Source organism: Clostridium sp. TW13, from assembly GCF_024345225.1.
Lineage (GTDB): Bacteria > Bacillota > Clostridia > Clostridiales > Clostridiaceae > Inconstantimicrobium > Inconstantimicrobium mannanitabidum.
On the sequence record NZ_BROD01000001.1, the window covers coordinates 3,545,567 to 3,559,847 of the forward strand.

A 14,281-nucleotide genomic window follows, 5' to 3' on the forward strand; every position below is an offset into this window, starting at 1 on the left:
CAAACATCCTTTACATAAAAAACTCTCCAAGTAATGATACTTGGAGCGTCAGAAATACTTATAATATAATCAAGACAATTATGTTTCACTGCACATTTTAACGAATTCAATTGGATGTTGAATGATTTTTGCAGTTTCTTCTATTGAATAGCCTTCTGCAAGATAACGCTTTGCTATTACCTTCATAGATTCACCTATCTCAATAATATGATGATCTGGATCATAAATACGAACACCTCGTTGCTGCCATTCAAATTTTCTTACTTCATGAACATATTCTATATTCTTATATTCATTCAATTTTTCTATAAATGCATCAAAATCATCTACTTCAAAATAAAGTTCCATATTATGTGACTTTTCTACTATTGAATCAGGTGGTAACCCAACAAGCCAATCAAAACCTTGCTGTATTGCAAAACCACCACTAAAGGTTACATTGGCTCCCAAATCTAATACAACTTTTTGGTCAAAAATCTCTCCATAAAACTTTTTAGAAACTTCAACATCTTTAACAGCTAATAACGCTACTCTAAATTCCATGACTCTTCCCCCATAAACTCTATTTATTATTACACTGGCATACCCATTTTCTGCATTGATCTATTCTTTTGCCATCATCACCTTGTTCTTTATCATATGCAAATTCATTAAGCAAATCACAGGGAAACTCACTACATTGCCCACAATGAGAAAACTCTTTACCTTCACAGCAAGACTTTACAGAACAGCTATCTCCCCAAAAAGGCTTATCTATATTTGCACAACCTTTACAATTAACTTTTTCTTTATACTCACATTCTGAGCATAAAATACCACATCTAGATTCTATCATTACTTTCTCCCCCAGTATTTTTAAATTACTTAATATCCTATATTAATAGTACCTCAGTATTTGAAAGATTCATTGTAAAAATCGGACATATTTTTAAGAAAAGCATCAGGTGAAACACCACATATGTGCTTAAAATCATGGGTGAAGTGTGATTGATCGAAATAACCTAAAACCTGAGATATATTCAAACAGCTTTTATAGTCATATTTCTTAAATAAATTCATGGAATAGTTTATTCTCGCAAGTCTCAAAAACGTCTTTGTGCTTACCCCAATATATTCATTAAATAACCTATTGAGATGACGTTCACTAACATAGTTCTCTGAAGATAATTGTTTAACAGTTAATATTCCATTTGTAAATTTAATTATATCTAAAGCAGAAGTTATAACTTCATGCTGACTTTTATTTTTCTCTATAATCCTTAAAAAGATTGTATCAACCATGTAAATTAAATCATCTACATTATTACTTACTTCCATTGCACGATATAAGGCAGCTTCTAAAACTTTACTAACTTGTCCAACTTCCGTCTGAATATCACACAATTCTGATTGTTTAATACCACTGATTACACCTAATCCACCTGGCATAAACTCAACGAAGAATCTTATCTTGGGCAAATCAAAATCCTTCTTTACTATTACAGTTTTTGTTGTTGCCCCCCATATACTTGATGAAATCTTGTTATTTTCATAGGTATATATAATGCATCCACTTGAATCTGGTATTAAAGTTAAATCAGTAATACACTCACTTCCTTTCTTTATTTCATCTTTATCTGGAAATGATATTGTATAATGTGCAATATATTTTCTTAGTAATGGATGAGGTGCTATATAAATTTGATTAGGATTTTCTCCTATCTTTAAGTGTTCTTTTATAGAAATATCATCGAAAAACATAGCAATTCTCCTACATACTTTATTACCTATTTACTCTGTCAATTCTTTATAATATCTAATCTGATCTCTATTATCAATAAAAACTCTATCCACCATTTCAAATCCCACACTCTCATAAAAATTTCGAAGTCTAGGTCTAAAAGTGCCACAGTTAAGTCGTAAGGATTTTATACCTTGTTTCCTGCATAGTAATTCTGCTGATTCAATTATCTTTCTACCATACCCCTGCTTGCTGAATTCCCTTGATACAGCTAACTTATGTATAATACCCGTCTCATTTTTGTTAAGCTCACTCCAAAAAAGAGGATCATAGAATTGCAAAATATACACACCAACTAACTTTTCATCCTCGTAACATAATTTCATTTCAGTAATATCATAATTTTTCAGTAATTCAGCAGGGCTTAAATTCTTCGCCTTCCACATGGATTGCCCAATTGAGTCTAACCACTTAGCTGAGTCAGTTAAAATCTTTGAAAATAATTCAATATTAGTTTCATTTACATTAACAATTTGCATTTATACACATCTCCAAGTACATTTTGCTTTTTACCTATAGTTCTATTAAATCGTAAATATCTACTTTCTTAAATCCAATATAAACCACTTTAAGTAATTATGCTATATCTTTTCAATATTTTATACAACAGTTATAAAGCCTATTTTAATTTGTAAATCACTATGCAAACGCTATCTAACAAATAAACTTAAATTTATAATAGAATAGCTTTTAATAAATGCACTCTAGTGACATTAAGGCTAAACTGATAAATAAACTAATTCCTTCTTAATTTAATCAATAACTAAAGGGCAAGTTGCTACTTACCCTTTTTACTTAATTATAAACAATAATTTATACTATACTCTACTAGCCATTTTATTGCAGTATCTAATATATACTTCTAAATTCTTATTATTTTCTTATTTTTACCAAGAATAATTGAATCTACATGTAAGTAACGATTTTTTTAAATCATAATTCTTTAAATTATATACTTTAATATTGAAAGTATAAGATACTTGATGCTTTGCATCTACGGTTATCTTACTTAGTTCTGCATTATTGATTGTAGTGTAGAAACTACGTCCATTTGCATCCTTAATGTTTACATAGAAATTCTTTATTCCGTAATATTTACTTGTTCCAGTATTATAAAAATATCCTTTGACTTGTACATTATTAGCACTTGTTTTTATTATGCTTGTCGTACGCCATGCTGTAATTGGCTCATCATATTTAAATTTAAAGTTATCTGCAACAAACCATTGTCTAAAATTATATCTTTGAAGATTATAAACTTTAATATTAAAAGTATATAGAACCTTACTCTTTGGTTTTACAGAAACTTTATTTAAGTCTGTATTGCTTATTGTAGTATAAAAACTACGCCCATTGACATCTTTAATATTAATGTAAAAGTTATTTACTCCATAATATCGGCTTGTCCCTGCATTATAGAAATATCCTTTAACCTGCACAGTATTGGCATTTACTTTTGCTACACTTACTGTATTCCAACTTGAATTAGGTGCAGCAGACGCTACCTGTGTATGAATTAACATAACAAATACCAAAACGAATACTGCTTTTAGCGCTCTTTTTAAGTTTATCATTTTATCCCACCTCTTTTGTAATTTCTACTTAAAATATTATTAACTTTTATCCATCAAGTCAACTACAAACACATTACAATTATTTTTTATTACAATTACAATTCTAAAACTTTTATAACCTTTTCCTTACGCTCAACATTATTTATAACCTCTAGACATCTTTGTTTTATTGTAATATCCTAAACAATGAAAAAACTCTCACAATTTATAAATTGTGAGAGGCTCTACATTATGATTATAATTCTTCTTATATAGTTATGTTAGCTTTTAAATTGTTTTTATTCCAATACATCAATTGATCTACATGATTAATATATTCCTCTACAGTCATCGATTTATTAAAGTCATAAAGCTCATAACCGCAACTAAAACTTAATAAATATTCTGCATTAGAATATTTATTATATTCAGCTACTGAATTAGAAATTCTTCCAACTATTGATTCTACCTCTTGCTGATTATCTACATTAAGAAATAAAACAAATTCATCCCCACCATAACGAGTGACTGAATCTTCACTTCTTAATATACTTTTAATTATTGATACCACATCAGTTAATGCTCTATCACCCTCACAATGTCCAAACTTATCATTTATATATTTAAAATCATTCAAATCAATAAAAACTATAGAAAAGTTCTTAGATTTTTTTTGCCTAATCCTATTATTTAAATGTTTGTAAAGTTTATCACGTGTCCATGCTCCTGTTAGATAGTCTATATGCATCATTTTCTGTTGCAAATATAAATATAGAATTATTAGTGAGTATGCAATTGAGCTCCACATCAATAAAACACCATAAACCAAGGCTTGAATCAAACTAGCTATTGATGGAAATACTCCAAAAAGAAGCAATGGAAAAAATTCTATACTATTTAACTTATGTCTATTAACATAAATCATTATAAAGCTATAAAATAAATAAAAAAATGATATAATAACTGGAATAAAAAATAAAGCCCCTCGTTGATAAACATTATATTTATCTACATAAAATTCTAACTTTACGATTGGGCTAACGATTGCTAAACAAGTATTTATAATTATAGGAATTAATAATATAATATTGTCTTTCCATTTATATTCTGCATCTTTATCTATCCATAACCTTGAAAACACATACCATGCATAAGTAATTATTGGTCCTAAAACATACAAAACAACATGGAATATAGTACTTATAGGCATTAACCACATATAGGGTTGTCTATTTATTATGCAGCTAAAGGTTTCAATCACTAATTCAACAGCGTTTAGAGCAAAAACGCTAACAAACACTCTGTTTTTTGTTTCTTGCTTATCAAGACAATTTGATATGTTCTTTAGAAATAAAATAGATACAATAATAGCAATAATATTATTATCTATTCTTAAAACTAGATTCAATATAACTCCACCCCAAATAATTAATCTTACACTTTCTACTTTACTAAAAAAATGTACATTAACCTATTTTAACATGTTATTCAAAAATTTTCACCCGGTAAAGTTAATCTCTGCTAAATTTATAAGTACAGACTAAGCACTTTGTAATTTTCTATATTCCGCAGATTTTAGGATATCTTCATAAGTGCCACTTTGAACAAGTTTTCCATTCTCTATTAACAGGATTTCATCAAACTCTTCTAAATGCTCAGATAACTTATGAGTTATGATAATCATTGTTTTATCTTTCATTGAAAGTAATACTTTTTCTAACTTTTCAGTAATATTCATATCAGTGGCTGAAAAAACTTCATCCATAATACAAATTGGTGTATCAGCTAAACACATCCTAAAGATAGATAGTACCTGCTTCTCTCCTCCACTTAATAGCTGACAATCTGATTTTTGAACTATAGAATCAAGCATAACTTCACTTAAAGAATCTTCTAATATACCAATCTTTCTAAAGGGAAATGCTCCAAAAACAGTTACATTGTTTTTATAATCACCAGTAAAAATATGCTCATGTTGGCTTATGTTATGGATTATATACGATATATCTAACTTTTCTATGCTTTTACCATCAATATATATATTGCCTTTACTCAAATTAACATATTTCATTAATGCACCTATTATAGTGGACTTACCTGAACCACTATGTCCAATTATTGCATACTTCTTATTCTTCTCAAATCTATAACTAAAATCTTTTAGAGAAAACTTATCGTAGTCTACAGTTGCATCTTTAAATTCTATACTACTGTTAAAATCTTTTTTGACTATTAAATTTTTTTCTCCTTCATTATCTTTTAAAAATTCTAATACTTTAAGCTTAATTCCTCTAGTAGATTTTATAGTGTTTATATCATAAATTAGTGAGCCCATTGGACTTATAAAACATTCTAAATATCCTAAGGTAGCAACAGCTGTTCCTACAGTAATCTCTTTTTTGATTAATAAGTATCCTACTATAGAAAAAGAAATTATGTGTAATGAATATATAAATCCTCCATTAACAGTTAAAGCTAAAGACTTGAACTTACCATAAGCAAATCTAGCTTTTGCTGCATCCTTAAGAAAACTTTCTTGCTCTACAAACATATTCTTTCTAGTTTTACTTTGAATTAGCTTAAATCCTTCTAAAAGATCTTTTATTTTTGATACATAAATCCCCATCTTATCTAAATAAACTTTACGTCTTTTAGATAATTCTTTAGCCGTAAGATTAGGGGCAATCAATGTAGAAAATATGGATGCTCCCAATACTACTAATGCTATTCTCCAATCTATAAACGCAAAAAACATGATTCCATAAATAGCAAATGTATTGATAGACTTTATTATATCTATAGCTGGAGTTAGATAATCCATTTCTAATTGAGTTATCTCATTAGCTTGAATTGAAATATATTCTCCAATATCTTTAGATGAAAACTTCATATAGTCATAATTAGTTATTACTTTAAAAAAATCCTTTTTTAAACTCACTTCAAAAGCAATTCCTATTTTAAAATTCACTACATTTTCTATATAGGTAATTATTAAATTTAGCACATTACACCCAACATATATTAATATTATATTTACTAGATATTCTAAATTTCTGCTTTCAATGGAGTCAAATAATCTTTTGGTTAAGTACGGAATATTAGCTAAAGCTATGGTAGCTATTAAATTGCATATTACATTCAACAGTATTAGATGTTTAACCTCATAAAGATACTTTTTCATAAAGTTTTAAGATCCTTTCAATTTCTCTTTTAGGTCTATCAATCATTTCTCCTGAAGAAATATTGTGTTCCTCTTGAAGTATAGAAATCTCCTGTTGCAAAACTTCCACTGCCTTCTCATACCTACCCAATATTTCATAGATTCTTGCCATGAAATCAAGAGGATCTATAAGTCGTGGTTTAGCTTGTAATTGCATACACTTCTCATAATCCTTAAGAGCCTCTTCATAATGTTCTATCCTCATCATGCGGTCACCATGAGAAACATAAGCCTCCCACGTTTGTGGAAATTCGTCTACTCCTTGAGTCCATAATTTTATTGCATTCTCTATATTACCTAATTGAAATTCAATATCCCCCTCATACATAAAATCTAAGCAAGTATGTTTTAAATCTTTCACATGCTCGATTACTTTCCTTGCATCATCATAATGCCTGTCTCCTATTAGTTGATCCAAATAAAATAAATGTCCACTCCTATATTGTGAATGTTTTCTTGTAAACTCCTCATAGAACTGTACCAAATCATCATGCTGATTATAATAATCATCACCAAACACACCATTTGCTGCATGAATAAGTTCACAGTGATACTCCTTAACATATGGTTCATACTGCAATGCTTCTTTAATATATACCGTAGCCTTCTCCTTATCGTTTTCAGCTCTTTTATTGTAAAGTGAACCTAAAAGAAAATATGCCTTCGCATTTTTAGGATTATTTTTAATTGTATTCTCAAGAAAATTCACATTATAATCAAAAACTTCTGCACTTATTATCTTTTCATTATCAATCATATTTTCTATTCTTTGCATCTGTTCCTCAGAAGGTATAACAAATAATTCATCTATAGTAACTCCAAAGTAAACTGAAAGTATTGGCAATAGTTGAATATCTGGTGCTGTAATATTATTCTCCCATTTAGATACAGCTTGATATGAAATCCCCAAGTAATTTGCTAACTCTTCCTGAGTAACCCCCTTCTTTATACGCAAACTTTTGATTTGTTTTCCAATCTCAATATCCATTTAATATCCTCCATATATATTATTAATTCATGAATTAAACTAATTATAGTTGAGGATTAACCTATAAACAATAACTTGTATTTTTACATAACTAAACCAACAGTTGAATATAAAACGCAGAAAACCTGTATAGATTTTCTGCGTTTTATTTAAATGAAATATTTATAAGTCAGCTTCCTTAAATTTATGTTCTATGAAACTAGTTAACTTATGGAATGGCTTTTTTAATATCGCTAAAGCCAAAAATACAATTATAAAACCTAGTAAAGCTATTATATCCCAATATACACTTTTCCAGACAGGTCCTGCGATTGCCTCTCTGAAACCATTTATAGCATAAGTAAAAGGCCATAATGGTTGAAGCACACCAAATATCTTTGGATTAGTTTGTATTGGATAAATTCCTCCAGATCCGGCAATTTGAAACACCATAATAACTACAGCAATTGCTTTACCTACATTTCCAAACAGAGACACTAACGTAAATATTATTACTGTAAATGCCAAAGCTGATAGTGAGGTAAATAACATCATAATCTTCATGTTCTCAGGTTTTATCCCTAATATATATATATCCCCAAGTGAAATAATAAACGCTTGTATTTGAGATAAAAATAGGAATAACATCATCTTTCCAAAATGCTTTTGCTTTAAATTAAGTTTTTCATGATACTCAGAATCATCACATTCAACAGATAAAAGTGCACACATAAGTAGTGACCCTACCCATATTGCCAATACAGAATAAAACGGTGTAAGCCCTACTCCAAATAATCCAGAATCATATACTTCTTCTTCTTTTACTTCTAATGGAGAAGATATAAAATCAGCGGCTTGCGATGGATTATTTTCTAATACATCTAATATTCTGTTTATATTTCCTGTTGTTAATACACTCATTTTATCATTAAGAGTATTTAAATCACTTTGAAGTGCTGACAATTTAGTTTTCAGCTGATCAGCCTGATTAACAGAAAGTTTACTGCTAGCAGAACCAAAAGATGCTAAAGCATTTAATTGTGGCACTATAGCTTTTGTTGCATCTAATATGCTATTTGCATCATCAATATTAACAGTTAAATCTCCAACTATATTATTTAAAATTGGCAATCCTTTTGAATATAGATAATCAGAAGTGCTTACTCTAGTTTTAGATAACTCGCTGCTAAGCTGAGAGATAGTATCAATTGCAGAATTGATTACCTCTTTTGTTGCCCCCTTCGTCAATAAAGGAATTAATTCATTGAGTTTGTTTTTCTCAATTATAATCTGCTTGTCTAAACTGTTAAGCGTATCTATAAGAAAAGTCACACTACTACTATTATAGTCTCTATTTACTGATTGTAAATTTGCAATATCACTATTTAATATATTATGCAAGGAATCACACATATTTACAGAATCCTTCATAATACTTATAGTATCATTATCTATTGCATTGTTATTTATACTCTTTAATTTAGATTGTAGTAATTTATTTTGATCATCTAAAGACTGCAACTGTATCATATCATTATTAAGTTGTGTTGATATGTTATCTACTGTTTGCTTTGTGGAAAGTGCTAAAGTCTTACTCTCTTGTTGAAGCTTTTCAAGACTTTCAATCTGCTCAGTTATTTTAGGCAATGTAGACTGCAAATTACTCAAATATTTTTGAAAGCTTTCTGAGTCAGAATTTGCTTGAGAAATCATATTCTTCAAACTTGTCATATTTGCATTTGCATCACTAAAGTCAGATTTTAATTGTGAAAGACCATTTGAATCCATATGTGTATTCTTAGTTTTATCCTTTATTTGAATCAAAGCTTCCTTATTAACAGTGCTGATAAAATTACTCTTAATATTTTCTACTAATTTATCCTTTGCAACATTTGTAATTTTAGCAGCTATGGCATTTAACTTACTGTTAACCCTGTATACTATTGCTGGTTTTTGAGGAGTTACTGTAGTTAAACTCACTAAACCTGATGAAAAACTAGTAGGAATCTCTATCAAAGCATAATACTTTCCTTCATTTAAACCATAATTTCCTTGCCATTCATCTACAAATACCCATCCTATGGATTTGTTGCGTTTAAGCTGATCAACAACACTATTACCAACATTCACAACTTTCCCATTAAATATAGTTCCTTGATCATTGTTAACAATCGCAACGGGTAAATTTCCTGTATGAGAATATGGATCCCAACACGCCTTTATATTGACCCAGGCATAAAGAGAAGGCAGGATACATAATCCTATTATTATTATAAGTGCTGCAATATTTTTTCTAATATTATTTAAATCTGTAATGAATACTTTAAATACCTTTTTCATTATTCTTTCCTCCTTTCTCCTATTCTCCTACTCCTGATTCCTTAAACTTCACTTCAAATTTATGAACTCTCTTATAAAGAGGTTCTTTAAAAAAGAAACCGCATAATAAGAATATAAAAGCAAATACAGCCAAAGCCACAAAATCCAATGCTACACTAGTTGGTAACGGCCCTGCTATTGCTTCTCTAAATCCACCTACACTATAAGTAAAAGGAAATAACGGCTGTAGCACTCTGAAGATATCTGGATCAACTTGTATTGGATAGGTCCCCCCACTTCCTGCTAACTGCAGTATCATATAAATAATAGAAAGAGCCTTTCCTACATTCCCTAATGTAGATACCAAGGTAAATGTAATAATTGAAAATACCAAAGATGAAAATACTGCAAATATAATCATAAGTGGAGCATTCACTGTATAAACATGTAAAAGCAGCTTATCTCCTAATGAAACAATCAGTCCTTGAATCATCGCCAAGGTTGAATAAATCATCATCTTACCAAAATGCTTTTCTCTTAAGGTTAGTTTTTCAATTCCTTCAAAATATCCTACATCAGTTTTCAAAATTGAGTTAAGTATAAGACATCCAACCCAAAGAGCAAGCACTGTATATATTGGTGCCATACTTGAACCATAATTAGGTATTACATTTATTGATTGATCATCTATCTCAAAAGGATTTGACATAAAATCTCCAACAAATTTAGGATTACTCTCCAATATACTGATAATCTTAATAATATCATTGTTATTAGTAGTCTGAAGTTTTTCACTCAATAATTTGATAACCTCTTTAAACTCAACTAACTTACTGTTTAGGTCTCCTGAAAACTTAGTTGCTAAATTAGTTCCATCCAATGAAGTATTTATCAATCTTTCTATTTCACTGTTTAAATCCTTTGCTGAACCTATAAGCGCTGAAGCATCTTCCGTTGATGTAAGTAAATTTCTATTCATAGCATTTAGACTATCTTTGACTCCAGAATTATATTGACTTAAAACACTTGTTAACTGGGAATGTACATTTGATATATCTCTATTTATAGAATCAGCAATAGTTTTAGTTATTTGATTCGTTCCACTAAGCTGCTGCTGAATGCTGCTAAACTGACTTTTTTCATCCATCAAAGATGTTTGTATACTCTTTAATGATGCTATAATATTTGATACTTGTGCCTTATTAGTAGTATTAGCGCTGCTTACTTTTTGCATAAAACTAATAGAGGAATCAATTAAGTTGTTAACAGAATCTATTTCCTGATTTATCTTAGTTATACTATCACTTAATGCTGAAATATTCTCCTTAAGTTTATCTTTTGAATCACTAAGCTGCTGCTGTGTATTATCCAAAGAATTCTCCAGTTCAGTTAATGAAGTTTGTAAAGTTGTCATTGCATTTATTAGCTGAGTAATCCCTGGATTATTAAGAGTTTTGTTATAATCCTGAAGCACGCTTATGGATGAACTAATACCTTGTTTTGTACTTTCTATCAAATTTTTAAGCTTTACAATATCGTCATGCAAATAACCATACATATCATCAACTGATTTAGATGACTCTTTTAACTTAGTTTGTATCTCAGTTAATTGGGTTTTAATATTGTTTAATGAAGTCTGAAGACTCTTTAATTTTTCTATAGTTTTAGAAATATCAGTATTAAAATCTATTGAATTACATTCTTGTAGATAATCAATTGTAACTCCTATAGAATTATTCAAAGCATTTATTTCAGTATTTATTTCTGGAATAACAGAATTTATTTTTGTTGAATTAGCAGTTGCTATATAATTATTTAAACTACTAAACAAAGTTCCAATTCTATCATTTGACGATTGTGCAGTATTTAAATTAACACTTATGTTATCTAATGATTTATTCATCATATCTTGAGTTGATTTTATTATTGCTGCATTATTGGCATTCTTTTCAGATATAGAATTCAATCCAGTATCAACTGAAGGCATAGTTGCCTTAATGTCACTTAAAAACAAGCCAAAATTGCTTGAATTAGTATTTAGACTTTGAAGAGCACTTGTTATAAAATCCATATTGTTGTTTACTGCGATTACTGAATCCTTTAATTTTATAATATTTTGTTTATTTTTATCTACATCCTTTCCTACAGTATTTAATGAAGAAAAAATGGTTTCATTTACTGTAGCCACAAAATTTGATGTTATCTGCTGAACAAGTGTATTTTTTGCAACCTCTGTAATTTTACCCGCTACAGGATTTGCTTTAGTATCAACCTTATATATAATCTGAGGCTTCTTAGGCTTGTCCGTTGTTACACTTAAAAAATTTGAAGAGAAATTTTCTGGTATCTCTATCATTGCATAATATGTACCATCTACCAAACCTAAATTGGCTTGCTTTGAGTTCACAAATGTCCAGCCTATCTTATTATTTTTCTTTAAGTTATTAACTACATCCCTACCAATATTTATATTTTTACCATTAAAATTCACCTGCTTATCATTATTAACTACTGCTACTGGAATAGTGCTTGTATTCTCATAAGTATTCCAACAGGCTTCTATGTTAACCCAAGCATATAAAGAAGGAATTACACAAATCCCCAAAATTATAATTATTGCTACAGGATTTTTTATTATACTCTGCCAATCTCTTTTGTAAACTTTGATAATATTCTTAATCTTCATTCTATATAAATCCCCCTAAAACAGTCAAATTATAAGTTATATCAAAACAACCCCACAATAATTGGGGCACTAAGTTTAATTATATAATAATATCACTATAAATGATAACATAATATATTATTTCTTGGTATATTACTCCTCAATATATTTTCATTAGAATTCCTGATTAAAAGTAAATTATCTATATAAAACCCAAATATGAGATAATCAAATAATCTATAAAACATATGAATCTAAGCGTATTTTGATGAAAGAGAGAGTTATTATTAGTAATACAATTATGTATACGTTTATTGAATTGTTGCTAAATCCGCAATAATAATTTACATATTATACATTTAAATGTATAACTTACATTGATAACATGTTATTAGTAATTTATGGGGGTGATTTGATGAAAATTTCAAAAAAAATCTTTAGTTTTATTACTTCAGTTTTAGTTTTGGCAACCACACTTACTTTTGGGAACGCAGTATCTGCTAAAGCAGATACAAATGATGTACCTGTTCAATTATATTATAGCTATGGAGTTGCAGACTCCGGAGAGACAGGTCATTACACTGGATATATTGCTATAAAAAATCTTGCATATGATAAGAAGGTTACTGTTCACTATAATTATACTGGCCCTCAAGCAAGCAACGTATGGAATGATGTAACTGCAACTTATGTAAAAACTAACCCTTTGGATGGATATGAAATATGGAAGTTTGAAACACCTGTAGTATTCACTCACTATGGTTTTGGACAAATTCAATACTGCATTAGATACGATGTAAATGGACAAACTTACTGGGATAACAATAATAGCAAAAATTATGTAGGAAATGATTTTGCATCAAGTAGACCACATATGATCAATTATGGACAAACCTCAGAAAATAACAAAGATTATATGTATTTCTACGTCGGAACAAAAAAATCAGTAAATCCTGAAGCTGTCAGAATTCGTTACAGTGAAGACAATTGGGCTACTTATAAGGATGTAGATTCAGTTAAAGCAACCGATATCTACTACAGTGATGATACAAACTGCTGGTATATAAAAGTGCCAGTTTCATCAGGAAAGCAAATTAAATTTTCAGCTTACTATGTATTGAATGGAGTACAATACTGTGATAATAACCTAGGAGATAACTACGTATTCAACAATTAAATTGAATTTTAAAATAGGGGGAGGCCACTGTTCGTAGTGTTGCCTCTCCCTATTATCTGTTATAAATTTTTATTTAGTTTTACTATGATCTCCCAATGAATTGAATAAATCAGTATCTGCACACTATGCTTACCTTCTTGTGCATTCCTTGCATAAGTGATACTACTTGCTTACCTTCGCTTCCATTATCTTCATTAAATCTTGTAATTGGTCATTGCTTATAACACGGTAATTCATCCAACCTCCACTTCCACATGGATATTTATCATCCCATATGGCTTTGGCATAATCACTCATGTCATTGTAAATTGGCTCCATTGCACCATTGCTAATGCGGATCAGCGCCATAAAAGCACCATTTTCAGCAAAGACATCACAGATATGCTTGCTTTTTAAGCTGTACTTGACACTCCATCCATATTTATTTCCATATGGAAAGCGGATACAACCTTTCATGCCAAGTTTATTTCTTAGATATTCATCTAACTCTACCCACAACTCTCCATTTTCACCACAATAAGAAATCATTTCATCAAATGATGGCACTACCTGCTTATCCAACATTCTTTCATACGCCATATCCCCACTCCTTATAGATTC

At 29.5% G+C, this 14,281-nt stretch carries 12 protein-coding genes; 1 reads left to right on the forward strand and 11 read right to left on the reverse strand.

Going from position 1 to position 14,281, the window contains the following annotated elements; genetic code table 11:
- Positions 1 to 78: 78 nt before the first annotated feature.
- The 10 genes from OCU47_RS16405 to OCU47_RS16450 form a co-directional block, all read right to left on the reverse strand.
- Positions 79 to 543 (reverse strand): glyoxalase/bleomycin resistance/dioxygenase family protein, encoded by a 465-nt coding sequence (locus tag OCU47_RS16405; protein ID WP_261829688.1) that lies wholly within the window; start codon positions 541 to 543, stop codon positions 79 to 81.
- 19 nt (positions 544 to 562) lie between these two features.
- Entirely contained in the window at positions 563 to 835 is a 273-nt protein-coding gene (locus tag OCU47_RS16410; protein ID WP_261829689.1) for a DUF3795 domain-containing protein, read from the reverse strand.
- Positions 836 to 888: 53 nt separating this feature from the next.
- Positions 889 to 1,740: a helix-turn-helix transcriptional regulator gene (locus OCU47_RS16415; RefSeq protein WP_261829690.1), complete on the reverse strand. Its 852-nt coding sequence runs from the start codon at positions 1,738 to 1,740 to the stop codon at positions 889 to 891.
- 30 nt (positions 1,741 to 1,770) lie between these two features.
- The gene (locus OCU47_RS16420) at positions 1,771 to 2,259 is read right to left on the reverse strand and encodes a GNAT family N-acetyltransferase (RefSeq protein ID WP_261829691.1); all 489 of its coding nucleotides are present in this window, start codon (positions 2,257 to 2,259) and stop codon (positions 1,771 to 1,773) included.
- 408 nt (positions 2,260 to 2,667) lie between these two features.
- Positions 2,668 to 3,354: a hypothetical protein gene (locus OCU47_RS16425; protein ID WP_261829692.1), complete on the reverse strand. Its 687-nt coding sequence runs from the start codon at positions 3,352 to 3,354 to the stop codon at positions 2,668 to 2,670.
- A gap of 247 nt (positions 3,355 to 3,601) precedes the next feature.
- Entirely contained in the window at positions 3,602 to 4,741 is a 1,140-nt protein-coding gene (locus OCU47_RS16430) for a GGDEF domain-containing protein (RefSeq protein WP_261829693.1), read from the reverse strand.
- A gap of 132 nt (positions 4,742 to 4,873) precedes the next feature.
- Positions 4,874 to 6,514 carry an ATP-binding cassette domain-containing protein gene (locus OCU47_RS16435; protein ID WP_261829694.1) on the reverse strand — a complete coding sequence of 547 codons (1,641 nt, stop codon included), beginning with the start codon at positions 6,512 to 6,514 and terminating at the stop codon, positions 4,874 to 4,876.
- Complete coding sequence (locus tag OCU47_RS16440; protein ID WP_261829695.1) at positions 6,495 to 7,541, reverse strand: helix-turn-helix domain-containing protein; 1,047 nt, start codon at positions 7,539 to 7,541, stop codon at positions 6,495 to 6,497. Before OCU47_RS16440 ends, OCU47_RS16435 begins: the two co-directional genes overlap by 20 nt.
- A gap of 162 nt (positions 7,542 to 7,703) precedes the next feature.
- Positions 7,704 to 9,860: a YhgE/Pip domain-containing protein gene (locus tag OCU47_RS16445; protein ID WP_261829696.1), complete on the reverse strand. Its 2,157-nt coding sequence runs from the start codon at positions 9,858 to 9,860 to the stop codon at positions 7,704 to 7,706.
- 19 nt (positions 9,861 to 9,879) lie between these two features.
- Entirely contained in the window at positions 9,880 to 12,525 is a 2,646-nt protein-coding gene (locus OCU47_RS16450; RefSeq protein ID WP_261829697.1) for a YhgE/Pip domain-containing protein, read from the reverse strand.
- A gap of 394 nt (positions 12,526 to 12,919) precedes the next feature.
- Between OCU47_RS16450 and OCU47_RS16455 the strand changes: the two genes are divergently transcribed.
- Positions 12,920 to 13,681, forward strand: coding sequence for a CBM21 domain-containing protein (locus tag OCU47_RS16455; RefSeq protein ID WP_261829698.1), 762 nt, complete (start codon positions 12,920 to 12,922; stop codon positions 13,679 to 13,681).
- A 162-nt stretch (positions 13,682 to 13,843) separates the two neighbouring features.
- Here OCU47_RS16455 and OCU47_RS16460 read toward each other — a convergent pair whose 3' ends face one another.
- On the reverse strand, positions 13,844 to 14,260 hold the full coding sequence (locus tag OCU47_RS16460) for a DUF3788 domain-containing protein (RefSeq protein ID WP_261829699.1): 417 nt from the start codon (positions 14,258 to 14,260) through the stop codon (positions 13,844 to 13,846).
- Between the last annotated feature and the right edge of the window lie 21 nt (positions 14,261 to 14,281).